The sequence below is a fragment of the Streptomyces blastmyceticus genome (assembly GCF_039521185.1).
In the GTDB taxonomy this organism is placed as follows: Bacteria; Actinomycetota; Actinomycetes; order Streptomycetales; family Streptomycetaceae; genus Streptomyces; species Streptomyces blastmyceticus.
On sequence record NZ_BAAABW010000031.1, the window covers coordinates 15,000 to 36,983 of the forward strand.

Genomic DNA, 21,984 nt, shown 5'->3' on the forward strand with positions numbered 1-21,984 from the left:
CCTAGGGGCCGCCCCGGCGGTCCTCGCACTCCGCGGCGCGCTCCAGGAGCAGCGCGCGCTCGCGCTCGTTGCGGGTGAGGGACGCCGCGCGCTCGAACTCCCGGCGCGCCTCGGCGAACCGGCCGAGGCGTGACAGCAGGTCGCCGCGCACGCTCGGCAGCAGGTGGTAGCCCTTGAGCGCGGGTTCGGAGGCGAGGGCGTCGACGAGTTCCAGGCCGGCGGCGGGACCGTGGGCCATGGTCACCGCGACCGCGCGGTTGAGCTCCACCACCGGTGACGGAAAGCGCTCGGCGAGGGTCGCGTAGAGGGCGGCGATGCGCGGCCAGTCCGTGGCCTGTGCCGTGCGCGCCCGCGCGTGGCACGCGGCGATCGCGGCCTGGAGGGCGTACGGACCGTGCGCGCCGCCCAGTTCCTCCGCGCGGGCCAGGGCCGCGAGGCCGTGCCGGATCAGGAGGTGGTCCCAGCGGCCGCGGTCCTGATCCAGGAGCAGGACGGGCTCGCCGGAGGGTCCCGTACGGGCGGCCGACCGCGACGCCTGGAGCTCCATCAGCGCGACCAGCCCGTGGACCTCGGGCTCCTTCGGCATCAGCCCGGCCAGCACCCGGCCCAGCCGCATCGCCTCGTCGCAGCGCCGGCCGCTCCCCCAAACCTTCGGCATGGGAGGTGCCCCCAGTCGTCGCCCGCGGTCGCCGCGTACCCCTCGTTGAAGACGAGGTAGATGACCTCCAGCACGGAGGAGAGCCGGGCGGAGAGCTCATCGGCGCCCGGGACCTCGAAGGGGACCTCCGCCTTGGCCAGGCTCCGCTTCGCCCGCACGATCCTCCCCCAAACCTTCGGCATGGGAGGTGCCCCCAGCGACGGTCGGCTCGGTGACAAGGAAGGCGCGGGCGATCTCACCGGTGGTGAGCCCGCCGAGCAGCCGGAGCGTGAGCGCGACCCGCGCTTCCGTGGACAGCACCGGGTGGCAGGCGACGAACACCAGCCGCAGCAGATCGTCCTCGATGACGGCCGGCTCCGGAGCCGGCCACTCCGTCTCCAGGTCGTGGCCGAGCAGGGCGAGCTTGCGCGCGTAGGTCTCGTTGCGGCGGATCAGATCGACCGCCCGGTGCCTGGCCGTGGCCATGAGCCAGGCGCCCGGATTGTCCGGGACGCCCGACTCGGGCCACTTCTCCAGGGCGATGACCAGCGCGTCCTGCGCGAGCTCCTCGGCGATGCCGAGGTCACGCACGATCCGCGTCAGCCCGGCGATCAGCCGTGCCGACTCGACACGCCACACCGCCTCGATCGCGCGGTGGGTGTCGGAGGTCGTCACGGTCACCCATCGTACGAAGCGGGTGCCGTGTCCGGCGGATCCTGTGGTCGTTCTGCGGATGGTCGTCGTCCGCACCACCGCTGCGCGGCGCTTGAGGACGTTCCGCCGCAAGCCCGGCAGCGGACTAGCGCTGCTCGCGCAGCGACTCCCGCATGGCCGCCTCGCGCGCCGCGTCCTCGGGGGAGAGGACGCACTCAGGGAAGTCGGTGGGCTCGAAGACCTGCCGGACCTCGATCTCGCCGTCCTGGAACGGCACGCGCCGCGCCCATTCGAGGGCCTCGTCGCGGTCCTTCACCTGGATGATCCAGAAGCCGGCGATCAGCTCCTTCGTCTCCGCGAAGGGCCCGTCGGTGACGACCGGCCGCCCGCCGGAGAACGTGACCCGTGCGCCCTTGGCGGAGGTCTGCAGGCCGTCGGCCGCGAGCAGCGCACCGGCCTTGACCAGCTGCTCGTTGTACTGCGCCATCTCGGTGACCAGCTCCTTGGACGGCAGTACGCCGGCCTCGGACTCCTCGGTCGCCTTGACGATCATCATGAAGCGTGCCATCGCGCGTCTCCTGTTCGCGGGTGCGGGCGGGACGCCGGGCGGAGGTTTCCGCCCGGCCGTTCCCGGCCCTTCACCTATACGTCGAACAGCGGACGCGCGGATCGACACGCCGCACGAAGATTTTTCAGAACTCGTCGTCGAAGGAGACCGAGCCCTCGACCGCCACCTGGTACGCGGACGCGCGGCGCTCGAAGAAGTTGGTCAGCTCCTGGACGTTCTGCAGCTCCATGAAGGAGAACGGGTTCTCCGAGCCGTAGATCGGCGCGAAGCCGAGGCGCTGGAGGCGCTGGTCGGCCACGCACTGGAGGTACTCGCGCATGGACTCGGTGTTCATGCCCGGCAGGCCCTCGCCGCACAGGTCGCGGCCGAACTGCAGCTCGGCCTCGACGGCCTCCTTCAGCATGTCGGTGACCTGCTGCTGGAGCTCGTCGTCGAAGAGGTCGGGCTCCTCCTGGCGGACCGTGTCCACGACCTCGAACGCGAAGTTCATGTGCATGGTCTCGTCACGGAACACCCAGTTGGTGCCGGTGGCCAGGCCGTGCAGCAGGCCGCGGGAGCGGAACCAGTAGACGTACGCGAAGGCGCCGTAGAAGAACAGCCCCTCGATGCACGCCGCGAAGCAGATCAGGTTGAGCAGGAAGCGACGGCGGTCGGCCTTCGTCTCCAGCCGCTCCAGCTTCTCGACCTCGTTGATCCACTTGAAGCAGAACTGGGCCTTCTCGCGGATCGACGGGATGTTCTCCACCGCGTCGAAGGCGGCGGCGCGGTCGTCCGGGTCGGGGAGGTAGGTGTCCAGCAGCGTCAGATAGAACTGGACGTGCACGGCCTCCTCGAAGAGCTGCCGCGACAGGTACAGCCGCGCCTCGGGGGAGTTGATGTGCTTGTACAGCGTCAGCACGAGGTTGTTCGCCACGATCGAGTCACCGGTCGCGAAGAACGCGACCAGGCGGCCGATCATGTGCTGCTCGCCCGGGGACAGCTTCGCCAGGTCGGCGACGTCCGAGTGGAGGTCGACCTCCTCGACAGTCCAGGTGTTCTTGATCGCGTCGCGGTAGCGGTCGTAGAAGTCCGGGTACCGCATCGGGCGCAGCGTGAGCTCGAAACCCGGGTCCAGCAGGTTCTTCTGTTCAGCGGTCGACATTACTGGCAGGCCTCGCAGGACTCGGGGTTCTCAAGGGAGCAGGCGACGGCGTCGGCGTCGGGCACGGCCTGCTGCACGGGGACGGTGGCGGCGGCACCGGCGGAGCGCGCGATCCGGGTGGCCGGGCGCGAGCGCAGGTAGTACGTCGTCTTGATGCCCTGCTTCCAGGCGTACGCGTACATCGAGCTGAGCTTGCCGATGGTGGGCGACGCCATGAAGAGGTTCAGCGACTGGCTCTGGTCCAGGTACGGCGTACGGGCCGCGGCCATGTCGATCAGGAAGCGCTGCGGGATCTCCCACGCCGTGCGGTAGAGGTCGCGCACCTCCTTGGGGATCCACTGCATGTCCTGGATCGAGCCGTTGGCGTCGGTCATCGCGTCACGCGTGGTGCGGTCCCAGACGCCGAGCTTCTTCAGGTCCTCCACCAGGTAGGTGTTGACCTGGAGGAACTCACCGCTGAGGGTCTCGCGCTTGAAGAGGTTGGAGACCTGCGGCTCGATGCACTCGTACACGCCCGCGATGGACGCGATGGTCGCCGTCGGCGCGATCGCCAGCAGCAGCGAGTTGCGCATGCCGACCCGGGCGATGCGGGCGCGCAGCGCGTCCCAGCGGCCGGCCCAGCGCTGCTCGGCGTTCGGGTAGTGGTCCGGGTGCAGCACGCCGCGGGCGGTGCGGGTCGCGGACCAGGCCGGGTGCGGGCCGTGCCGCTCGGCGAGGTCGGCGGACGCCTCGTACGCCGCGAGCATGATCCGCTCGGAGATCCGGGTGGACAGCTCCTTCGCCTCGGGGGAGTCGAAGGGCAGCCGCAGCCGGAAGAAGACGTCCTGGAGGCCCATCAGGCCCAGGCCCACCGGGCGCCAGCGGCTGTTGGAGTTCCCGGCCTGCTCGGTCGGGTAGAAGTTGATGTCCACGACGCGGTCGAGGAAGGTCACGGCCGTACGGACCGTACGGTCGAGCTTCTCCCAGTCCATCTCGCCGTCGGTGCCCAGGTGCTGGGCCAGGTTGACCGAGCCGAGGTTGCAGACGGCCGTCTCGCCGTCGTCGGTGACCTCGAGGATCTCGGTGCAGAGGTTCGAGGAGTGGACGACCTTGCCGGGCTCGGCGGTCTGGTTCGCGGTGCGGTTGGACGCGTCCTTGAAGGTCATCCAGCCGTTGCCGGTCTGCGCGAGGGTGCGCATCATCCGGGAGTACAGCACCCGCGCGGGGATCTGCTTGACGGCCTTGCCCGCGGCCTCGTAGGCGCGGTACGCGGCGTCGAACTCGTCGCCGTAGAGGTCGACCAGGTCGGGGGTGTCCGCCGGGGAGAACAGCGACCAGTCGGCGTCCGCCTCCACGCGGCGCATGAACTCGTCCGGGATCCAGTGCGCGGTGTTGAGGTTGTGCGTGCGGCGGGCCTCCTCACCGGTGTTGTCGCGGAGCTCCAGGAACTCCTCGATGTCCGCGTGCCAGGTCTCCAGGTAGACACAGGCCGCGCCCTTGCGCCGGCCGCCCTGGTTGACCGCCGCGACGGAGGCGTCGAGCGTGCGCAGGAACGGCACGATGCCGTTGGAGTGCCCGTTGGTGCCCCGGATCAGCGAGCCGCGCGAGCGGATGCGGCTGTAGGACAGGCCGATGCCGCCGGCGTGCTTCGACAGACGCGCCACCTGGTGGTAGCGGTCGTAGATCGAGTCCAGCTCGTCCAGCGGCGAGTCCAGCAGGTAGCAGGACGACATCTGCGGGTGGCGGGTGCCGGAGTTGAAGAGCGTGGGGGAGGAGGGCAGGTACGACAGGGTGCTCGTCAGCCGGTACAGCTCGGCGACGTCCTCCAGCGCCTGCTCCGTGTGGTTCTCGGCCAGGCCGCAGGCCACGCGCAGCAGGAAGTGCTGCGGGGTCTCGATGACCTGCCGGGTGATCGGGTGGCGCAGCAGGTAGCGGCTGTGCAGGGTGCGCAGGCCGAAGTAGCCGAAGCGGTCGTCCGCGCCGTCGAGGAGCGCCGCGTCGACGAGCGCGTCCAGCCGCTCGGCGTGGGTCGTGACGAAGGCGGCCGTGTCGTCCGTGATCAGGCCCTCGCGGTGCCCGGTCGCGACGGACGCGGAGAAGGAGAGCGCGCCCTGTCCGGCGGCCTCTTCGGCGATGGCGAGGGTGAGCAGCCGGGCGGCGAGCTTGGAGTACTCGGGCTCCTCGGCGATCAGACCGGCGGCGGCCTCGGTGGCCAGGGACCGCAGTTCGGCCTCGTCCGAGCCCGGGTGGCGGCCCCGCAGCGCGGCGGCGGCGACCTTTCCGGGGTCGGTGGCGGGCAGATCGGCGGTGAGGTCTGTCAGGGTGCGCAGCAGCGCGGTCCCGGGGCCGCCGGTCGCTTCCACGGACGCTGAGACCGGATCGGCGGGCGCGATGGTCACTGAGGCTCTCCCTCGCTCGGCAAGGGGCCGGGCGGGTGGCGCGCGACGGGCGCGTACGGGCATGCCTCTTTGCACCAGGGCATGCTCGTAGCGTCCATCGGCCCAACCCGCGAGGCCCGGACGAATACAAAACGCCCGGTGCCGGCCGGGGCGGCGCGGCGGTGGGCGTGCTGTCGGCAGGTACTCGGACTCCTGCATGCGTCATTACGGCATACATGCACCGTTGCGGGACAGTTCCGGATTTCCACCGGATTCCCCTGCGACGACAGCGAGGACGAGCATACATCTAGTGCTGGCCGTCGCACGCACCACCACATCTTGTGTCGCGCGGTAATCGGATGGGTCTGAATGTGCTAACAGGGCCTGGCGGCAAGGGGCATGACGAAGGGCCGTCACGCGCCTGTCCGGCGCGCGACGGCCCTGGGTGATCCGGTGGGTGGCGGGCTGCTCGGCAGCCCGCCTGGGGGTGCTCTGAGGGGCATCTAGGGGTCAAGCGTGAAGGTTCCCGGGGTGCGCAATCCAGCCCGTCCGGCGTTTGAGGACGCTCCCGCAGGGAGCTCCCGCCGGAGGCGGCAACGGACCCGCAGCCGGGGGTCTGGGGCACGAGCCCCAGTTTCGGGAAGGGGCGGGGCTGGGGAAAAAGCCCGCCGCAGGCGTCAGTGCCCGCCCGGCGCCCCCGCGGTAGCCGGCGGCAGCTCCGCCTGGACCCCCTCGTCGCCCGCATCCGCCGTGTAATCCGACGGCTTCGTCTCGTCCACACCATCCCGCACGCCCACCGCCTTGAACACCACCGTGAGCACGACAGCGACAAGCACGTTCAGGATGAACGCCGTGAGCCCGATATACCCCTTCTCCCCGATGAACGGAATCAGGTTGGTATTCCCGAAATGATCCTGTGTGGCACTCGGCGTGTCATACGCCCGCCATGTCCCGTACGCCATGCCCACCGCCCAGCCCGCGAGCAGCCCCCAGCGGTGGAACCACCGGGTGAAGAGCCCGCCGACGAGCGCCGGCACGGTCTGCAGGATCCAGATGCCACCGAGCAGCTGGAAATTGATCGCGACCGTCTTGTCCATCGTCAGGACGAAGATCAGGGCGCCGACCTTCACCAGCAGCGAGGCGAGCTTGGAGACCTTGGCCTCGTGCTCGGGGGAGGCGTCCGGCTTGATGAAGTCCTTGTAGATGTTCCGCGTGAAGAGATTCGCCGCGGCGATCGACATGATGGCCGCCGGCACCAGCGCGCCGATGCCGATCGCGGCGAAGGCCACGCCCGTGAACCAGTCCGGGAACATGTCCGCGAAGAGCTGCGGAATGGCCAGCTGACCGTTCTTCACCTTGACGCCCGCGGCGATCGCCATGAAGCCGAGCATGGCCAGCAGGCCCAGCATCAGGGAGTAGAGCGGCAGGATCGTGGTGTTGCGGCGGATGACATTGCGGCTCTTGCTGGAGAGGACCGCGGTCACCGAATGCGGATAGAGGAACAGCGCCATCGCCGAGCCGAGCGCGAGCGTCGCGTACGCCCATTGCGCGTCCGGGCCGCTCACCAGGGAGCCGCGCGGTTTGCCCGTCGCCGGATTCTTCTCGGCGAAGGCATCACCCGCCTTCGCGAAGATGTGCTCGAAACCCCCGAGCTTGATGGGGATGTAGATGATGGCCACGATGATCACGATGTAGATCAGCGCGTCCTTGACGAAGGCGATCAGCGCGGGGGCCCGCAGTCCGGCCGAATACGTATAGGCCGCGAGCACGCCGAACGCGATGAGCAGCGGCAGGTCCTTCATGAACCAGTTGGACCCGCCACCGACCCCCAGCACGTCCAGTACGGCCTGGATGCCGACGAGCTGGAGCGCGATGTACGGCATGGTCGCGAGAAGTCCGGTCAGCGCCAGGGCCAGTGAGAGCCCCTTCGAGCCGAACCGCCCGCGGACGAAGTCCGAGGACGTCACATAGCCGTGCTTGTGCGCCACCGACCACAGGCGGGGCAGGAAGGTGAACACCAGCGGATAACAGAGGATCGTGTACGGCACCGCGAAGAATCCCGCCGCGCCGCCCGCGTAGATGGCCGCCGGCACGGCGACGAAGGTATACGCGGTATAGAGGTCGCCGCCCAGCAGGAACCACGTGATCCAGGTGCCGAACGAACGGCCGCCCAGTCCCCACTCGTCGAGGTTGTCCGCGTTCTCCGCCCGCCGCCAGCGCGACGCGACGAATCCCATGACCGTGACGACCAGGAAGAAGAAGATGAACACGGCGAGCGCCACGCCGTTCACGCCGTCCTTCATGCGTGCCCACCCGCTTCCGTCCTACGGGTCCGCTCGTGGCGGCGCACGATGATGTACGCGATGACGGTGAGCCCGGTCGATATCGGCACCCAGGCCATCTGGTACCAGTAGAAGAACGGAATGCCGATGAATGTGGGCGTGAGCCGGGAGTAGGAGTCGACCCACAGCATCGCGACGAAGGGGATGGCGAGACATACCCCGGCCACGATCATCGGCACCGTGACGACTGCGGCCCTGCGGCCGCTCTCCGGTGGCTCCATCGGTGGCTTTGTCGGTGGTTCCGTCATGGTGGCGACTCCCCCCTTGGTGATCACTGCGTGATGCGCAGGAAATCTAGGTCAGGGTCCTGCCGGGCGTCACCCCCTGTCCGCATATCGGTATGACAACGTCATCCGGCGGGCCGTGCCTGTACGTACGCCTCCAGCGAGGCTCGAACGGCGCTCATGCCGCGCCGAGTTGCCGCCACCGCTCCGGAGGCATCGCTTCCGGCCGTCTCCAAGCGGCAGTCACGGCACTCGGTTTCATCGGCGACGGGCCGGATCACCCGCCCGCAGCCACCGCCGCACGCCCGCAGGGGGTTGGGGCGCGGCACGGGCTCGGGAGCCGGTTCCGGCATCTTCCGCGTGAGCCGGTCGCGGAGGAGCCCGACGGGGGAGTGGACGCGGTCCGGAAGCCCGTCGGTGAGCTCTTGCCGCATCTCCTGGAGCGTGGCCCCGCGTGACAGCCACTCCCCGGCGAGCGGCGCGAGCTCTTTCACATCCCGCCCGGAAAGCCGCAACCGCCGCTCCGCGTGGCACACCGCCATGAGCGCCCGCGCGCCGCGCTCGGCGAGCGGGTGGGAGGTGTTCTCCCCGGTGTTCTCTTCTTGGGAACGACCGACGGCCGGGCGACTCGGCTGACCGACGGCCGGTCGCGCGTCACTCGGTGGTGTGACCCCATCCCGCACGGCGAGCGCCTGCTCCTCCGTCAACGGCACGTTGGACACCAACTGCCGCGTCCTCCAAAGCCCTCCGGCCCCCTGCCCCCGCCACTCGTGGAAGTACCCCTCAGCGGCCAACTCCCGCTTGGCACGCGTGAACGCCGTCTTCTTGATCCCGGCCTGCTCGGCGGTCTTCGACAGTCTCTGATCGACGCCATCGGGAAGCGAGAGCTGCCAGGTGAGCAGCCGTACGGCGTCGGAGGAGAGGCGGGGGTGGCGGATGATCTCGTTGGGGACCTGCGAGAAGAAGCGCGCGGGGGCGATAGCATGCTTGAGCATTTGCTGGGACTCCTTGGTGTAAGTCCTCGTGGGTGTAGACCCCCTTCGCCGGTTGCCGCCGGTGTGGGGGGTCGTTTCGTGTGAACGACGGTAGCCCAGGGTGGAGCAACTTCCCTGATGCTTAGGGAAAGTTGATCCCTTCGAGTGGATGTGCGGCCCTCGTTCCGGGCCGTTGCCCATGCCTTACTCTGCCGTCATGATTCGTGCAGTGGTATTCGATGTCGGCGAGTGCCTCGTGGATGAGACTCGCGAGTACGGGACCTGGGCCGACTGGCTGGGTGTGCCAAGGCATACGTTCGCCGCGATGTTCGGCGCCGTCATCGCTCAGGGGCGCGACTATCGCGAGACGTTCCAGGAGTTCCGGCCGGGGTTCGATCTGTACGCGGAGCGTGAGAAGCGAGCAGCGGCGGGGCGGCCCGAGCACTTCGACGAGAAAGATCTCTACCCCGACGTACGGCCCGCTCTCGCCGAGCTCCGTGCCGACGGTCTGTGGCTGGCGGTCGCGGGCAATCAGACCGTACGCGCCGGCGGGATTCTGCGGGATCTCTTCACCGCGGATGTCGACCTCATCGGTACGTCGGACGACTGGGGTGCTTCCAAGCCCGATCCCGCTTTCTTCACGCGGGTGGCAGAGGTCGTGCCGTTTGCGGCGGGCGAGATCTTGTACGTCGGCGACCGGATCGACAACGATATTCGCCCAGCCGTCGCCGCGGGCATGAAGACCGCCCTCATCCGGCGCGGGCCGTGGGGAACCATCCAGCGCAACGACCCCGAAGCGGATCGCCTGACCACCATGCGCCTCGACTCGCTCCTGGAACTTCCCGAAAAAGTCGCCAAATTCAACGCTGAAGAGCGCTGACCGTCGTTCCCCAGTCGTAAAGGCGGTCGTCCAGATCCCGCACACAGCGTTCGTGCTGCCACGGACCGAGCGCCCGCCGTACCTCCCGCACCCGGTCCATGCCGGTCGCGTACCACGTTGCGCCAAGCTGATCCAGGGCCCGTCCTGCGTATGCACAGGCTTTCTCAGGATTGCTCGCCGCTGCCTCGACCGCTGCGAGATCACCGAAGACGACGGTGCGTTGCTTGGCCGAGGTGGCGGGCAACTGATCGAGCACGTGCAGAAGCGTCTCCCGGGCCTGGGGCAGATGCCCCGCCTTCAGCTGGGTGTTGCCCTTGAATGCCGCGAGCCTTGTTTCATCGAACCAGTCGAGCCATTCCGGCGACCGGTGCTCGGATCCCGCTGCCAGAACGTCCTCGCCGTGCCGGATCAGGTGAAGTGCTGTTCGCATATCACCGCACCTGGTCTCGCATTCCGCCTCGACGGCGTCCAGCCATGCCCAGAATTCCGCGGAGGCCGGGCCGCGGCGGGCGTAGGCACGGGCGGCGACCAGGCGCTCGACCGCTTCGTCCCTACGCGCGGCCCATCCGGGAATGAACGCGGTGTGTGCAAGGACAGCACTGCCCAGCAGATGGTCGTCCGCCTCGCCCGCGGCCTGCAGGGCATGCAGCAGCGTCTCGCTTGCCTGATCCGGTTGCCGTAAGTCGAAGAATTCGATGCGCCCCGCGAGCAGATAGCTCTCGGCCAGGGCCGCCGCGAGAACATGACGGCAGCTGCCGTTTGTCTGCGGCAGCAGTGAACAGCCCAGGCGGGTATGCCCGAGGACCGCGGGATGCAGGGTCGCGGGTGCCACGGACCAGTACAGACGCCGATGGGAAGCCGTCACGGTCTTGAAGTCGAATCCGACACTCGCAGGCTGAGAATCGGCACAGGCCTGGGATGGCACTGCGGTCGGGCCGACCGTGGCCACGACCCCAACGCCGAGGTGACGAGAGAGATGGACCGGTCTCTGGGCGTCGCTCATTCCCCACGGGGGCGTGAAGCCGAGCTCGTCGAGCGGTTGCCCCAGAAGATGAACGAGCACCCGGCCGATGTCGGGCTGCGGCCAGGGTGGCGTGGCAGACTCCCAGCGCCGGACTTGGCGTACGCCCGTACCCACCCCGCGCATCCCGAGCTTGGGCGCCGTGTCGGCGATGGCGTCCGCAAGGGCTTGTTGCGAGGAGTAACCAGCAGCCATTCGTGCTGACTTGAGTCGAATATTGCCGGATGGTCGCGACATGGCTCCCCTTCGGATGCTGCTCTCGGCCACAAGGTACGTCGTTTGTACCCGGACATGCAGTCACCCACGTGGGTGCAACAAAGTCCTTAAGAAGTCCGCTCGACGGCCTCTGAGAGCCCTCGAATCGTGCGCATACGGCTAGGACGCTGTGCACACGAAAACCCCAACTACCCATGGGGGTCCCGTGGTTACTCATCGCCTTGAAGTGCATGGGCGGCAGTCATCGGACCGGAAGAGGCGGAAGCATGAAGAGCGAAGCGCGAGCCAGGCTCGCCCGGATGGCGGCTCCCCGTGGCGCGAGCGGGATGCTGGTGATCCGGCGCGACCTGGGGGAGTCGGCTGACGGCCCGGACCGGTCCACCGGACCTCTGGCCCTCGCCCCGTGTGAGTGCGACCAGCACCGCGCGGGTGCGGGCGCGCCGGACTCCGCAGCATGGCCGAGCCTTGGGCGGCCCCAATGCTGATGCCGCGGCCGATCATCCCCCTGACCCGTACGTCTGAAGTGCCTGATGAACGCCGCCCGGCCGACTCAACACCACCAGCCGAGATCGCAGAGGGGCCGGAATGGAAACCTTCGAGCGCGCCCGCCTCGACGCCTACTTCGGACGCATCGCGTCGCGATTCGCGCCCGAGGAACGCCCGGTCTCGTTCCTGATCACGCACCTGTTGCCGGAGCGCCCGGCATTCGTGCGCGGAATCGCAGGGGTGACCGAGCTGCGCGCCGTGCTGCCCAAGCCGAAATCCGTACACGCCGAGGCGCTGCGACAAGTCGAAAGCGACGGTCACGCATGCGACAGGCTGTCGCGCGACATGTTTGCGGACCCTGATCGTGCCGTGCGGTACATCGAGGCACGCGCCGCCGGACGTCCGGTCGTCCTTCTCGACGTGGGCGGGTACTTCGCCCCGGCTCTCGGCGCATTGTGCGACCGTTTCTCGGGGCGTCTGCTGGGGGTCGTCGAGGACACCGAGAACGGTCACCGCCGCTACGCCGATCTCGGCAAGCCGGCCTGCCCCGTCGTCTCCGTGGCACGCTCACCGCTGAAGGACCCCGAGGACTTCCTCGTCGGGCAGTCGGTCGTCTTTTCCACCGAGGCGCTCATGCGCGGCCGGGGCGACATCCTGCACGGTCGCGCCGCCCTCGTGATCGGGTTCGGCAAGCTGGGCAGTTCCATCGCCCGTCTCCTGCATGCCAAGGGCGTTCGGGTCACGGTGTACGACATCGACCCCGTACGCCGCACGCAGGCACTCTCGCAGGGCTTCGCAGTGGCTCGCGACCGCGAAGCCGGGCTCAAGGACGCCGGGCTCGTGCTGTGTGCGACGGGCTCACTCGCGCTGCGCGGTGAGGACTTCTCGCGGTTGCGCAACGGCGCGTACGTGGCCACCGTGACCAGCAGCGAGGACGAGCTCGAACTCGCCGGACTGCCGGACGTCTACGAACGGGCCCACGTCGGCGACCACATCACTCGGTACCTCACGACCGGCCACTACTTCTACCTGCTCAACGGTGGCAACGCCGTGAACTTCCTGCACGGGGCCAGCGTGGGACCGTTCATCTTCCTCGTGCAAGCCGAGATACTCGCCGCGTCCGCCGCACTCGCCCGCGGGGACCTGGACACCGGCCTGCACGAGATCAGTGCCGCCGACCGCGCTGTCATCGCGGCGACGTGGCTCGACTACTTCAACCGATAGGAGACCAGCATGCCCATCGCGCCCCACCACATCCGCGACACCATCGACGACTACCTCGACGCACACCCCGAGGAGAAGGCGCGGCTCGCGCCCGTCCTCGATCTCCTCGACGCCGAGGCCGATCTCACTTCGCGGAAGGAGTTCCGGGGCCACGCCACGGCCGGTGCGGTCCTCGCCGACCCGGCCGGCCGCGTACTCCACATCCGGCACCTCGCACTCGACCGCTGGCTCCTCCCCGGCGGCCACATCGAGCCCGAGGACGCCCGACTCGTCGACGCGGCGCAGCGGGAGCTGACCGAGGAAACAGGCATCCCGGCCTCGGCCGTCGCCCCTGCCGAGCTGTGCCCCGTACACATCGACGTGCACCCCATCCCGGCCAATGACGCCAAGGGTGAGCCGGAGCACCAGCACTTCGACTTCCGGTTCCTCTTCTGTACGTCGGCCGACATCGGTGAAATCCAGGTCGAGGAAGTCACTGCCGCGGCTTGGCGCAGTGCTGACAGCATCGAGGACGAGACTTTGCGGCGCCGCATCGTGCGGGCTCTGCGATGACTGGCACGCCCACCTCGGCGCGCGAGTTCCGCGCCACTGCTGACAGCATGGCCGCATGACCGAGGTCACGAGAGCTTCACGTTTTATGGGGGCAGTATGCACTCCCATACCCAGTGGGAAGAAACCCCAGGGGGGCCAAGAGTGTGAGCAAGCTGGTGGCCGTCAGGGCATTCGGCCAAGTCGATCGCCAGCCGGTTGACCTTGTACCCCTCACCTTCAATGAGGTCCCTCAAAAATGCGTGGGGATCCGATCGAAACGCGCTCTGCTCTTCCTCGCTCAGGTCGACTTTGAACGTCTCGACTTCCCGGACCTCTTTTTCCTTCACCCTGTTCAGCTTGGCCATGGGGTCACCTCCGATGTGCTGCCTGCGCCTTCCAGTGTGCGCCGATCCTCCGGACATGCAACTAAGAGATCACGCTTCCCACCCCGGCTCTTGTGAACTGCAGTTGCAGAGGGCTATGGGCGGAGTGAGCCTGGAAGGGGTGGGTCGTGTATCCGCCGTTCACGCTGGAGCGGGAATCAGGTATTTGGGGGTGACCTCATGGCCAAGTTCACGCCTGGCGGCGCACGAGGATCTCATGAAGTAGAGGTCCACGACGTGAACTTCAGTGAAGAGGAATGGTCAAGGTTCCGCGCCGCCTCGCCGGCTAAGTTCCTCAAGGAGATCAGCGAGGCCAATGGCGACGAGGTCAACCACCTTCTCGTCGACGCACGTCTCCTCCTGGACGATGGCGCGGCGACGATCCACCGGGGACCTGTCACGGACAGCTAAAGCGAGTGCACCTTGTGTCCGGGGCCAACAAGTCGACCAGTCGGGCCGTTTTCAGGAACTCGGCCTTGGGGGCATCGGAGACACCCAAGGCCTTGAGGATCAGGTCGACATCAGTGACGGAGGATGTGACCCTACCGTTCTCGATTTTCGAGATCTTTCCGGCAGACATGGAAGCCCTGCGGGCAATGGTTTCACCGGTCAGGCCGGAAGCCGTCCTCAGAGCCCGCAGAGCTTTTCCCAGATCCCTCTGTTGGCTGTCGCTCAATCCCGCCGCTGCCAGTAGTCCGCGTATGAAATCGCATGCTTCCACGAGGTGTCACGGTAGGCGCGGTACTGCGGTAGCGCGTACTCACCCAACGGTTCCGCTCCGAGGAATTCATCGTCCTCGGTGTAGTGCATGCGGTAGACCTTCGCGTCGTCGAAGAGCCAGAAGTCGTGATCTGGCAGGCTCTCGATCTCCTGGTCCGCCAGGTCAATGATCCGGATTTCCTCGCCCGCCTTGACGTTGCCGACGTAACCCCATCCGAGTTCGAACCGGAGGTAGTCGGTCAGCGGAGAGCGCAGGATGTGAACCCTTCGGAGGCTTCTGCCGGAATCCACCATCGAGCGGACCCAGGGACTGTCTTCCCAATTCTCGGGCATACGACCACCGGCCAGGAAGGAAGCGAATTCCTCGCGCTCGCCATCGACGTCGTAGTGGTCCTTCGTCTCCACCTTGAAGGCCGACGACTCGAAGGTCTGGAACAGCCGGTTGAAGTCGTCACCCACGAGAAGCATTGAAGTACTCCTCCAGCAGTTCCGCCGTGACCTCGACCGCCGTCTCGTTCTCGGGCAGCTTGAGCTGTGCCAGCCGCTCGGCGTCCAGCACTTTGAACCCCTGGATTATGTAACGGCCGTCCTCGGTCCGCCACAACGTGGGACACGGCCCCTCCCGGCAGTCGCTGGCCAGCTTCTCCAGTGCCATCGGTACCCCCTTGTGCCGTCAGCCTGCCTGTTGCGTTCGATGCTGCCGAGCTCGTGACCGCAGGGTCAAGGACTACACCTTTCCAGAACAGGAAAGCGGTCGGCCGTAGGCCGTAGGCCGCAGGTCCGGCGATCGGCCCACCGCGCGGTTCTCAGCCGGTGGCGTCTTGGCCGATCGCCCGGATGATGTCGGCGAGCCATACCAGGTGGTAGCCCAGGGCCCTGTCCTGGTCGGCGAGCAGGTCCTCAAGGTGCTGCCATGACTCCGAAAGCTGCCCGATCGTGAGCGACTTCGGTTCGTTGTGGACGTCGTAGAGCTCATCGCCCGGGACGGACCAGAAGTACTCCTCCTCAAGCGCCACGCTGTGCCCGGCTGACGCCTCCACATGCCGGAGCGCCGCGTCGAAGGCTTGCCGGAGCTGATCGAGCGGGATCCGCAGAGGTTCACTGGCCATGAGCACCATCTTGGCGCAGCCGAGCCGGGCGACGACTTATCGCCGTTCGACGGCGTCCAACGCCGGGGCGATGATGGCGAAGGCCCGGACGGTCAGTTCGGAGGGGTCCTCGGCACTGCCGCTCTCACTCCACCGGTGCAGCACGGTATTGAAGGCGGTCAGCGTCATCCCTGCGGCCAGCTGCGGATACAGGTCGGTGTCGGGGGCGAGTTCCCCCGCGGCGGCCGACGCCGGGACTGGCCGCCGTGTGTGGGAGCTGTCGGAACAATTGACCGACGTGCGGTTCGTGTTCCCGACCCTTGTCTGACTGATCGTTCAGGCTGACCGGCTGCGAGCCTCACCCGGTGAGAGCACCCGTCGTCCCCGGAACCACATAGCCGAATTCATAGGCCAGGATCACCGCCTGCGTGCGATTGCGCGCGCCCAGTTTCGGCAAGAGGTTGCTGACGTGCGTTTTGACCGTCTCCAGGCTTACCACCAGACGGCCGGCGATGTCGGGGTTGGAGAGGCCCGTCGCCATGAGGCGGAGGATCTCCAGTTCGCGGGCGGTGAGTGAAGGCGCCCCCTGCGGAGGACGGGCCGGCGGGGTGGGGCGGGCCGTGACCAGTCTGCGGACGGCGTCGGGGAAGAGCAGGGAGTCGGTGGTCGCGACCAGCCGTACGGCGTGGGCGATCTGGTCGACCGGGGCCCGCTTGAGGACGAAGCCGCTGGCGCCCGCGCGCAGCGCGTCGTAGACGTACTCGTCGTTCTCGAAGGTGGTGATCACCACGACCTTCGGCGGCACGGGCAGCGCGGACTGGAGCCGCCGGGTGGCCTCGATCCCGTCGACCTCGGGCATCCGTACGTCCATCAACACGACGTCGGGCCGGAGCCGTTCGGCCAGGGGCACCACCTGGGAGCCGTCCGCCGCCTCGCCGATCACGTCGAGGCCGGGGCGGGCCGAGAGCAGGGCGCGCAGGCCGGTGCGGGTCAGTTCCTCGTCGTCGGCGATGAGTACGGTCACGTTCATGAGGCCGACCGTAGCGGGATGCGCGCGCCGAGCCGCCAGCAGGTGCCGTCGGGGGAGGGGCCCGCGGAGGACTCGCCCCGCAGCAGGGCCACGCGCTCGGCGATGCCGGTCAGGCCGTGCCCCCGGCGGCGCCGCGAACGGCCGGTGTAAGGGTTGGTGATTTCTATGTCGAGCGAGCCGGGCCCGGCCGTGACCCGCAGTTCGACCCGCGTCCCGGCGGCGTGCTTCAGCGCGTTGGTCAGCCCTTCCTGGACGATCCGGTACGCCTCGCGGGAGATGGTGGCCGGTACGCGCGTCAGGTCACCGGTGATGTCGGCGCTCAGGTCCATGCCCGTGCTACGGACCCGCTCCAGCAGGGCGTGGAGGTCGGTGAGACCGAACTGCGGGGCCGTCGGCGCCCGGCCGTCCCGGAGGATGCCGAGCACGTGGTCGAGGTCGTCCAGCGCCGCGCGGGACGCCTCCTCCAGACCGGTGAGCGCACGGCGGGCCGCGGCCGGGTCGGAGTCCATCAACTCCCGTGCGAGAGCGGCCTGGATGGTCGAGGCGGTCATGGTGTGGCCGATGGAGTCGTGCAACTCCTGCGCCAGCCGGTTGCGCTGGGCGAGGAGGCGCGTCTGCTCCTCCAGCGCGGCCAGCCGCTCGTCGGGACGGTGGCCGAGGAGGGGCGGTGCGAGGCGGCGGAGGAGAGCGGCTGCGGCCGCCCCGATATGACAGGCCGCCAGGAGAAGCGCGCCGGAGACGGGCAGCGTCCACAACCCCTGTGGGCCGCCTGCCACTTCGACGGGCACGAGAACGGTGACCCGCTCCCCGCCGCGGAGCCAGACGGCCGGCAACATGACGGCCGTCATCAGGGCGAAGCCCGCGACGGCCGTCGACGCGCAACCCACCGCCGTGTGCAGGAACAGCCACAGGGCCGTACGGGCCCGGCCCGTCGAGCCGCCGCCCGGGGCCGGCAGGTCCGTGCCGAGCAGACGGTTGGCGAGGCGCACCGAGGCCCGGCGCGTGAGGCGCAGCGAGCCGAAGGCCGCCGTGAGCACCGCCAGAACGGCCACGAAAGCGGCCGCGCGGAAGCCTGTCGGCACCGCCGCTGCCGCCAGGACCGCGACAGGGAACGACGGCAGGACGACGGCCGCGCCGAGGAACGCGTACAGCCACCCTCGGTGGAAATCGGCGGAGCGAAGCGGAGGAATCAGGGGCCGGCATATCGGGATGCGCACGACCGGGAGTATCGCAGCGCGCCGGGCCGCGCACCTCCCCCGCGCGAGCCAGGCGCGATATCCCTCCCGGCCGCGATGTGCGGGTGCCGCCGCGCGGCGAGGCTTGCGGCATGACAGAAACCGTGGTGGAGAACGTCACCGAAAGCGCGTCCGCAAACGGGATCCCCTGTGAACCGGTAAGGCGCAAAGGCGTGTTGGCATTTCTGGTCATCGCCTTCGGGGGAAGCTGGGGCTGTATCTTCACCGCCCACTTCCTGCTGGGATTCTCACTGGTCAATCCGCTGGTGCAATTGCCGTTCGCCGTGATGCCCGCGCTGGCCGCCGTGGTGGTACGCCGCTGGATCACCAAGGAGGGCTTCGCCGACGCCGGGCTGGCCCTGCGCCTGAGGAGCGAGTGGCGCTCCTACCTCGTGGCCTGGCTCGGCCCGCTGGTGATCGCGGCCGCCACCATGGCACTGGCCGCGGCGCTCTCCCTGTGGACCCCGGACCTCTCCGTCCTCGACGGCCTCGTCGGCGGCCTGCCCCCGTGGGCCTTCATCGCACTGCTCATGCTCCTCTACCCGCTTCTCACGCCCATCTACGGGGGAGAGGAATTCGGGTGGACCAGCTATCTGAGGCCGCGCCTGTTCCCGGGGCGCCCCGCCCTCCAGACCCTGACGACGGGACTGATCTGGGCCGTATGGCATTTCCCGCTGGCCTTCGCCGGCTATATCGAGTTCGCGAATGTCCCGGTCGGCCTGGCGGTCTGGACCGGAGGCTTCCTGCTCCAGGAAATCCTGCTCGCCTGGCTGTACACGCGCAGCGGCAGCGTCTGGGTCGTCAGCCTGGCACACGCCGGGAACAACATGGTCCTCTCCCTGCTCACCGGCCTGCTTCTGGGCGACGAATCGGGCACGGGCGCCGGCGCCGGACTCGGCCCGACCACCGTCACACTCCTGATGTCGGCGCCGTTGGCTGCGGCGTGCGTGTGCGCTGTGGCCGCCACAGCACCGACCGCCGTCTCAAGTGACTCCAGGGAGAACAGCTCACTCTGAGTGGGATCGACCGGGATGCCGAAAGGATCAGCACTTGACTTCGCTGTAACTGATTGACTCCGTCCTCGCCCTCAAAAAGCCTTACGTGCGGGTCGCCGGTCAGCGCCGCTCGGGAAGCAGGTCGGACATCTGCTTCAACAGATCCCAGTTCTCTGGCTTGTACTTGGGACTGAACCACCGCGCACCATGGCCCACCCAGTATCCGCGGACGTCCTCAACGGGCCGCAGAGGCCAGCCACACCCCGAGTGAGCCCATCACCACCATCGTCAGTACCAGTTGCACCCACACACCGAGAGGCGCCTTGGCGCTCGCCTGATCCCCGTGCTCGATGTAATCCAGGACCCCCTGCCGCAGCCAGGGTCGACGACCCAGAAATGCCAGAGCCGCCGACAGCATTGCCGCGCAGTACAACGGAAGCAGTCTCTCGGCGGGCCAGTGCTTCACGAAGGACGAAGCTATGCCGGCGACTATTGTCACCAGGGGCGCGAGAGCGATCTGGATCTTGTATTGCCGAGTCGGCATGGCCGGTACGTAGAAGGCGATGAATGCCCCCGTCGCTGCGATGGAGATCATCCACCAGGCGAACAAGGGAAGGGAGGGGGTGCATTTCATTCCCATGGGTGGCAAGGACGAGATCAGCGGGTGCGACGTGTACGAGAACCAGATCGCGGCCCCGGTGTCGGATCCGGGGGAGGGCGATCAAGAGGTTTCACGACGCCGTTTGAAGCCAGCTCCCGTCCTTGAATTCCGCGGGCACGTCGTCCTCCCATGGGCCGATGCCGCGATCCTCAAGTTCGTCGAACCACCGGTCTCGCTGAGATTCGGGCAGACGCTGACCACACCACGGACAGAAATGGATACTGATGCGCGAGGCGCCGCCGTCGTGGACGATCAGCCCGTACTCCCGGAACTTCGCGCTGAAGTCAACGAGCGCATCCGGGCAGGCGAACGGGTCGGCATGGGTGTCGCAGTGCCGGTCCACGTGGCGTGTCATCTCTTCACAGCAGTGTTCAGTCATCCGCTCATTCTCCCAGCCAAGGCAGCTTGAGGAACCCAGCGGAAACTCCCTCGGTGCGTCAGCGCATAAAGGGCAGCCTTGGCGGCTGCCACTACTGGTATTTCCAGCCGCTCGCGCCAACGAAGTCGAGAGCCGCCTGTCAGTCCTCCGCCGAAGTCCCGGGAACAATCACGTCCGGCAGCGACCCCATCAGGCGGGGCTCGAAGAAGCATGGGACCCAGCGGCAGTGGGATCGTCATCGTCGGCTGCGATTACCAGGAGCCAGCGATCGGCTCACAGGTAACGGGTACCTCCTGCATAGCGGTCAGCTTCCGCACGAAGAGAATGGCGAAGGCGGCCGCAGCCACCGACAGCAGGTCGGAAACCATCACGACGGCCGAAGCCTGCCGCAGGGCGTTCGCGGAATCCGCGTGCTTGTAGAAGGTCGAGCCGATCTTGTCGACAGCCAGGGACCCGACCAACAGGAACCACCACGCCTTCACCGGCGCGTGGGAAACCTTGCGCCAAGAGCCGTCGGGTGTGGACTGTGCGCTGGCCTGCCACACCTCGCGGGCCACGCGGTACGGCAGCCACAGGTTGGCGACCGGCACGAACCAGGCGCCGACGGCCCAGCCGCGGCCCATCGTGCAGATGTCCTGGGCGAAGTATTCGGCGTTGATCCGGGCGAGATGGAACCAGATGATGAAGACGACGGCCGTGGCGAGCATGCTCACCATCTGCCCGAGGCCGGCCGATGCGTACAAAACGTCGGCACGGGACAGGTCGTCGTCGCTGACGGACAGCACGTCGCCCATCAACGAGTAGACGTTGTAATCGGCGTAGACCGCGAAGAGGTCGGCGACCGCAGTCAATGCGAGCAGCGCGGTAACGGCTGTCGCCCAGCCACGCGTTGGCAGGCGCGCAGGTCTGCCGGCCGATACCGGGGCAGCGTTGAAGGACATGGTTCGGAACCCCCCCCACGGGAACAAAAAGAGCGCGCTCGCTCAGGCGGGCGCAGAAAGGAACATACGCCATGTTAGGTGTCATGCCTAACGAAAATCGCGTGAAGCTGGAGGCCGGATGACCTAGCGGGTAATCGACGCCCGCCTGGGCGCGGGCCCAGGATTGGATGAATGAACACCTCTACTGCACGCACCCGCGCCACAGTTCAGGAATTCCTGCGGCTTACCGCGACAGGCGACCCAGCCCGCATCGCCGCCGTCTTCGCCGACCGTATCGACTGGCAGATCGCCGAAAATCCGGCCGTATCCTGGATCCGACCACGCTCGACGCGCGCGGACGCGGCGGCCCATTTCCGGGAACTGGCCGAGGGGTTGGTGCTGGAGGCAGCGGAGAACACGGTCGACTCGGTCGTCGTGGAGGGCGCGGATGCGATGCTGACCGGGCACCTCGCCTGAGTCGTCCGGGCGACGGGCAAGTCCTTCCGGTCGCCTTTCGCGATGAGGCTGACGGTCGAGGACGGGTTGATCACCCGGTACCGGGTGTACGAGGACAGCTTGGCGATCGCGGAGGCTTGCACGCCTGAGCGCTGATCAGGCTGTGGTTGCGGCAGGGTGGACCAGCCGGGCGCGTTCGTGGAGATCGCGGGCGGTGTGGTTCTTGAGGTAGGGGCGAATACGGGCGTGCATCGCTCGGATGCACTCGTCGGCGCGGCCGGACTGGATGCTCGGCAGTCGTCGAGGGCGAGCTCCTGTACCCGAATTCGGAGCCGCCTCGCCAAATAGCGACAGTGGGCCCCACCGAGTAGTTCGATGGGGCCCACGAGCCGACATGGGTCGGCCGATAAGGCTAGTCGCCGAATCCTAAAGCGTGTCAGCCACGAGAGCTTCTGGAGCGCTCCTCGTTGAACACGCGCAGCGCCTCACTGTCTCGTTCTTCGAGGTCATAGTAGTGCGTGTCAGAGTGCACTACCTCGCTATAACCCCACCGCCCTCCGCAGATGAGTTCGCCGGACTCGGGAGAGGGCATACCGGCTTCGCCGGCGGCAAATTCCCAGTGACCAGGAAGGCTGGAATCTTCCACCTCGAACAGCTGGAGCGGAAGCCAAGCGGGCTTATCGTAGTCGTCCGCTACAAGCACGGTCAGGAAACCGTTGAGCAGGGCCATCGCGAAGACTTTGTAAGAGCTGTCAATGGACAAGTCGTAGCGTGTCTCCGGAGTATAGAAGAGGCCTTGGCGATACGGCCCGATCTCTGATCCCTTATTGGCGACGCATCTAACGATCACGAGCTCTCCTGC

The 21,984-nt window shown here is 67.7% G+C and carries 23 protein-coding genes, 3 pseudogenes and 1 riboswitch; of the genes and pseudogenes, 6 read left to right on the forward strand and 20 right to left on the reverse strand.

Annotation, left to right across the window (positions count from 1 at the left end; all coding sequences use genetic code 11):
* Position 1: 1 nt before the first annotated feature.
* The 7 genes and pseudogenes from ABD269_RS29770 to ABD269_RS29800 form a co-directional block, all read right to left on the reverse strand.
* A pseudogene (locus ABD269_RS29770) lies at positions 2-1,318 on the reverse strand (RNA polymerase sigma factor).
* Between the two features lie 118 nt (positions 1,319-1,436).
* Entirely contained in the window at positions 1,437-1,859 is a 423-nt protein-coding gene (locus ABD269_RS29775; protein ID WP_344122908.1) for a YciI family protein, read from the reverse strand.
* 124 nt (positions 1,860-1,983) lie between these two features.
* Positions 1,984-3,000, reverse strand: a complete 1,017-nt coding sequence (locus ABD269_RS29780) for a ribonucleotide-diphosphate reductase subunit beta (protein ID WP_301892479.1) — start codon at positions 2,998-3,000, stop codon at positions 1,984-1,986.
* Positions 3,000-5,378, reverse strand: coding sequence for a ribonucleoside-diphosphate reductase subunit alpha (locus ABD269_RS29785; RefSeq protein ID WP_344122912.1), 2,379 nt, complete (start codon positions 5,376-5,378; stop codon positions 3,000-3,002). Before ABD269_RS29785 ends, ABD269_RS29780 begins: the two co-directional genes overlap by 1 nt.
* Before the next feature lie 170 nt (positions 5,379-5,548).
* Positions 5,549-5,647, reverse strand: a riboswitch (adenosylcobalamin-variant (AdoCbl-variant) riboswitch).
* Between the two features lie 387 nt (positions 5,648-6,034).
* Positions 6,035-7,660 carry a monocarboxylate uptake permease MctP gene (mctP, locus tag ABD269_RS29790; protein ID WP_344122913.1) on the reverse strand — a complete coding sequence of 542 codons (1,626 nt, stop codon included), beginning with the start codon at positions 7,658-7,660 and terminating at the stop codon, positions 6,035-6,037.
* The gene (locus ABD269_RS29795) at positions 7,657-7,920 is read right to left on the reverse strand and encodes a DUF3311 domain-containing protein (protein WP_344122915.1); all 264 of its coding nucleotides are present in this window, start codon (positions 7,918-7,920) and stop codon (positions 7,657-7,659) included. The genes mctP and ABD269_RS29795 overlap by 4 nt, the downstream gene beginning before the upstream one ends.
* 128 nt (positions 7,921-8,048) lie before the next feature.
* A complete protein-coding gene (locus ABD269_RS29800) occupies positions 8,049-8,918 on the reverse strand; it encodes a hypothetical protein (protein ID WP_344122917.1) in 870 nt (289 codons plus the stop codon).
* A 196-nt stretch (positions 8,919-9,114) separates the two neighbouring features.
* On the opposite strand from ABD269_RS29800, the gene ABD269_RS29805 reads away from it, so the two are divergent.
* Positions 9,115-9,777 (forward strand): HAD family hydrolase, encoded by a 663-nt coding sequence (locus tag ABD269_RS29805; protein WP_344122919.1) that lies wholly within the window; start codon positions 9,115-9,117, stop codon positions 9,775-9,777.
* Here ABD269_RS29805 and ABD269_RS29810 read toward each other — a convergent pair.
* Positions 9,758-11,035 (reverse strand): NsdA family TPR-like regulatory protein, encoded by a 1,278-nt coding sequence (locus ABD269_RS29810; RefSeq protein ID WP_344122921.1) that lies wholly within the window; start codon positions 11,033-11,035, stop codon positions 9,758-9,760. The two genes, ABD269_RS29805 and ABD269_RS29810, sit on opposite strands and share 20 nt — an antisense overlap.
* Positions 11,036-11,599: 564 nt before the next feature.
* On the opposite strand from ABD269_RS29810, the gene ABD269_RS29815 reads away from it, so the two are divergent.
* Entirely contained in the window at positions 11,600-12,724 is a 1,125-nt protein-coding gene (locus ABD269_RS29815; RefSeq protein ID WP_344122923.1) for an adenosylhomocysteinase, read from the forward strand.
* A 9-nt stretch (positions 12,725-12,733) separates the two neighbouring features.
* The gene (locus ABD269_RS29820; RefSeq protein ID WP_344122925.1) at positions 12,734-13,276 is read left to right on the forward strand and encodes an NUDIX hydrolase; all 543 of its coding nucleotides are present in this window, start codon (positions 12,734-12,736) and stop codon (positions 13,274-13,276) included.
* 83 nt (positions 13,277-13,359) lie between these two features.
* Here ABD269_RS29820 and ABD269_RS29825 read toward each other — a convergent pair whose 3' ends face one another.
* Positions 13,360-13,620 (reverse strand): hypothetical protein, encoded by a 261-nt coding sequence (locus ABD269_RS29825; protein WP_344122928.1) that lies wholly within the window; start codon positions 13,618-13,620, stop codon positions 13,360-13,362.
* 198 nt (positions 13,621-13,818) lie between these two features.
* Here ABD269_RS29825 and ABD269_RS29830 point away from each other — a divergent pair, with 198 nt between their 5' ends.
* Positions 13,819-14,049, forward strand: coding sequence for a hypothetical protein (locus tag ABD269_RS29830; protein ID WP_344122932.1), 231 nt, complete (start codon positions 13,819-13,821; stop codon positions 14,047-14,049).
* On the opposite strand, the gene ABD269_RS35455 is transcribed toward ABD269_RS29830, so the two are convergent.
* The 7 genes and pseudogenes from ABD269_RS35455 to ABD269_RS29860 all read right to left on the reverse strand — a co-directional run bounded on the left by ABD269_RS35455 (position 14,036) and on the right by ABD269_RS29860 (position 17,693).
* On the reverse strand, positions 14,036-14,359 hold the full coding sequence (locus tag ABD269_RS35455) for a helix-turn-helix domain-containing protein (RefSeq protein WP_425573007.1): 324 nt from the start codon (positions 14,357-14,359) through the stop codon (positions 14,036-14,038). The two genes, ABD269_RS29830 and ABD269_RS35455, sit on opposite strands and share 14 nt — an antisense overlap.
* Entirely contained in the window at positions 14,311-14,826 is a 516-nt protein-coding gene (locus tag ABD269_RS29835) for a DUF6879 family protein (RefSeq protein ID WP_344122934.1), read from the reverse strand. Before ABD269_RS29835 ends, ABD269_RS35455 begins: the two co-directional genes overlap by 49 nt.
* A complete protein-coding gene (locus tag ABD269_RS29840) occupies positions 14,810-15,013 on the reverse strand; it encodes a hypothetical protein (RefSeq protein WP_344122936.1) in 204 nt (67 codons plus the stop codon). The genes ABD269_RS29835 and ABD269_RS29840 overlap by 17 nt, the downstream gene beginning before the upstream one ends.
* Positions 15,014-15,164: 151 nt before the next feature.
* A complete protein-coding gene (locus ABD269_RS29845; protein WP_344122938.1) occupies positions 15,165-15,467 on the reverse strand; it encodes a hypothetical protein in 303 nt (100 codons plus the stop codon).
* A 36-nt stretch (positions 15,468-15,503) separates the two neighbouring features.
* Positions 15,504-15,677 (reverse strand): annotated as a pseudogene (locus tag ABD269_RS29850) (TetR family transcriptional regulator); the annotation flags it as partial.
* A 127-nt stretch (positions 15,678-15,804) separates the two neighbouring features.
* Positions 15,805-16,476, reverse strand: a complete 672-nt coding sequence (locus ABD269_RS29855) for a response regulator transcription factor (RefSeq protein WP_344122940.1) — start codon at positions 16,474-16,476, stop codon at positions 15,805-15,807.
* Positions 16,473-17,693, reverse strand: a complete 1,221-nt coding sequence (locus tag ABD269_RS29860; protein WP_344122942.1) for a sensor histidine kinase — start codon at positions 17,691-17,693, stop codon at positions 16,473-16,475. The genes ABD269_RS29855 and ABD269_RS29860 overlap by 4 nt, the downstream gene beginning before the upstream one ends.
* Positions 17,694-17,884: 191 nt before the next feature.
* Here ABD269_RS29860 and ABD269_RS29865 point away from each other — a divergent pair, with 191 nt between their 5' ends.
* Complete coding sequence (locus tag ABD269_RS29865) at positions 17,885-18,727, forward strand: CPBP family intramembrane glutamic endopeptidase (protein ID WP_344122944.1); 843 nt, start codon at positions 17,885-17,887, stop codon at positions 18,725-18,727.
* A gap of 214 nt (positions 18,728-18,941) precedes the next feature.
* Here the strand turns inward: ABD269_RS29865 and ABD269_RS29870 are convergent, their stop codons facing one another.
* The 3 genes from ABD269_RS29870 to ABD269_RS29880 all read right to left on the reverse strand — a co-directional run bounded on the left by ABD269_RS29870 (position 18,942) and on the right by ABD269_RS29880 (position 20,687).
* Positions 18,942-19,301: a hypothetical protein gene (locus tag ABD269_RS29870; protein ID WP_344122946.1), complete on the reverse strand. Its 360-nt coding sequence runs from the start codon at positions 19,299-19,301 to the stop codon at positions 18,942-18,944.
* A gap of 136 nt (positions 19,302-19,437) precedes the next feature.
* On the reverse strand, positions 19,438-19,746 hold the full coding sequence (locus tag ABD269_RS35460) for a DUF6980 family protein (RefSeq protein ID WP_425573008.1): 309 nt from the start codon (positions 19,744-19,746) through the stop codon (positions 19,438-19,440).
* 251 nt (positions 19,747-19,997) lie between these two features.
* On the reverse strand, positions 19,998-20,687 hold the full coding sequence (locus ABD269_RS29880) for a DUF4328 domain-containing protein (RefSeq protein ID WP_344122951.1): 690 nt from the start codon (positions 20,685-20,687) through the stop codon (positions 19,998-20,000).
* A gap of 171 nt (positions 20,688-20,858) precedes the next feature.
* Here ABD269_RS29880 and ABD269_RS29885 point away from each other — a divergent pair.
* Positions 20,859-21,278, forward strand: a pseudogene (locus ABD269_RS29885) (nuclear transport factor 2 family protein).
* 280 nt (positions 21,279-21,558) lie between these two features.
* Here ABD269_RS29885 and ABD269_RS29890 read toward each other — a convergent pair.
* Positions 21,559-21,852, reverse strand: a complete 294-nt coding sequence (locus ABD269_RS29890; protein ID WP_344122953.1) for a hypothetical protein — start codon at positions 21,850-21,852, stop codon at positions 21,559-21,561.
* Positions 21,853-21,984: the final 132 nt, after the last annotated feature.

Excerpts from the sequence above, each read along its gene's own strand:
- ABD269_RS29775 (WP_344122908.1), bottom strand. The coding sequence starts at position 1,859 with ATGGCACGCTTCATGATGATCGTCAAGGCGACCGAGGAGTCCGAGGCC.
- ABD269_RS29855 (WP_344122940.1), bottom strand. The coding sequence starts at position 16,476 with ATGAACGTGACCGTACTCATCGCCGACGACGAGGAACTGACCCGCACC.
- ABD269_RS29825 (WP_344122928.1), bottom strand. The coding sequence starts at position 13,620 with ATGGCCAAGCTGAACAGGGTGAAGGAAAAAGAGGTCCGGGAAGTCGAG.
- ABD269_RS29830 (WP_344122932.1), top strand. The coding sequence starts at position 13,819 with ATGGCCAAGTTCACGCCTGGCGGCGCACGAGGATCTCATGAAGTAGAG.
- ABD269_RS29835 (WP_344122934.1), bottom strand. The coding sequence starts at position 14,826 with ATGCTTCTCGTGGGTGACGACTTCAACCGGCTGTTCCAGACCTTCGAG.
- ABD269_RS29810 (WP_344122921.1), bottom strand. The coding sequence starts at position 11,035 with ATGTCGCGACCATCCGGCAATATTCGACTCAAGTCAGCACGAATGGCT.
- ABD269_RS29820 (WP_344122925.1), top strand. The coding sequence starts at position 12,734 with ATGCCCATCGCGCCCCACCACATCCGCGACACCATCGACGACTACCTC.
- ABD269_RS29880 (WP_344122951.1), bottom strand. The coding sequence starts at position 20,687 with ATGTCCTTCAACGCTGCCCCGGTATCGGCCGGCAGACCTGCGCGCCTG.
- ABD269_RS29870 (WP_344122946.1), bottom strand. The coding sequence starts at position 19,301 with ATGATCTCCATCGCAGCGACGGGGGCATTCATCGCCTTCTACGTACCG.
- ABD269_RS35460 (WP_425573008.1), bottom strand. The coding sequence starts at position 19,746 with ATGACTGAACACTGCTGTGAAGAGATGACACGCCACGTGGACCGGCAC.
- ABD269_RS29800 (WP_344122917.1), bottom strand. The coding sequence starts at position 8,918 with ATGCTCAAGCATGCTATCGCCCCCGCGCGCTTCTTCTCGCAGGTCCCC.
- ABD269_RS29845 (WP_344122938.1), bottom strand. The coding sequence starts at position 15,467 with ATGGCCAGTGAACCTCTGCGGATCCCGCTCGATCAGCTCCGGCAAGCC.
- ABD269_RS29815 (WP_344122923.1), top strand. The coding sequence starts at position 11,600 with ATGGAAACCTTCGAGCGCGCCCGCCTCGACGCCTACTTCGGACGCATC.
- ABD269_RS29805 (WP_344122919.1), top strand. The coding sequence starts at position 9,115 with ATGATTCGTGCAGTGGTATTCGATGTCGGCGAGTGCCTCGTGGATGAG.
- ABD269_RS29840 (WP_344122936.1), bottom strand. The coding sequence starts at position 15,013 with ATGGCACTGGAGAAGCTGGCCAGCGACTGCCGGGAGGGGCCGTGTCCC.
- mctP (WP_344122913.1), bottom strand. The coding sequence starts at position 7,660 with ATGAAGGACGGCGTGAACGGCGTGGCGCTCGCCGTGTTCATCTTCTTC.
- ABD269_RS29890 (WP_344122953.1), bottom strand. The coding sequence starts at position 21,852 with ATGGCCCTGCTCAACGGTTTCCTGACCGTGCTTGTAGCGGACGACTAC.
- ABD269_RS29795 (WP_344122915.1), bottom strand. The coding sequence starts at position 7,920 with ATGGAGCCACCGGAGAGCGGCCGCAGGGCCGCAGTCGTCACGGTGCCG.
- ABD269_RS29780 (WP_301892479.1), bottom strand. The coding sequence starts at position 3,000 with ATGTCGACCGCTGAACAGAAGAACCTGCTGGACCCGGGTTTCGAGCTC.